Origin of the sequence: Candidatus Accumulibacter vicinus (genome assembly GCF_000584955.1) — a bacterium.
GTDB classification, from domain to species: Bacteria; Pseudomonadota; Gammaproteobacteria; order Burkholderiales; family Rhodocyclaceae; genus Accumulibacter; species Accumulibacter vicinus.
In genome coordinates, this window is record NZ_JDSS02000018.1 from 4,594 (window position 1) to 5,107 (window position 514).

The window sequence follows — 514 nt, forward strand, 5'->3', positions numbered from 1 at the left end:
TTGTGCGCCACCGCCTTGATCGCCACCACGGGCATCGTCCTGGCACACTTGCGTTGGTAGAAACGCTTGACCGCGGGCTCGTAACGCACGGCGAAGTTCGCCGCTTCGACAAAGGCCCATGCCAGGTACTTGTTGCCGTTCTTGACGTTGCCGCTCCCTTTCTTCTTGCCGTTCGACCGATGCTCACTGCCGACACAGCGGCAGTACGATGAAAAATCTCCCACCGTGGCAAAGCGGCTCACCTCGCCGGTCTCGAGCGCAATGGTCAGTGCCAGCACTTTGCCCACCCCGCTCACCGTCAGCAGCCCCTGGTAGTCCGGGCGTAGCTTCGCCTTGTTCAGGATCTCCGCTTCCAGCCTTTCGATCTGTTCATTCAGGCAGTGCATCACCGCCAGGTTGCTTTTCACGGCCAAACGGCTGCTTTCTGCCAGGGCCAGTCGATCGACGTCCGTTTCCTGCCAGCGCTTGATCTCGTTGGCGCTCGCGCGCCCTCCCGTGTCGCGGCTCAGCAGGT

The 514-nt window shown here is 61.7% G+C and carries 1 protein-coding gene; it reads right to left on the minus strand.

What is annotated here, in order from left to right:
• On the minus strand, positions 1–514 hold a 514-nt coding region (locus tag CAPSK01_RS04980; RefSeq protein ID WP_273703194.1), incomplete at both ends, for a transposase.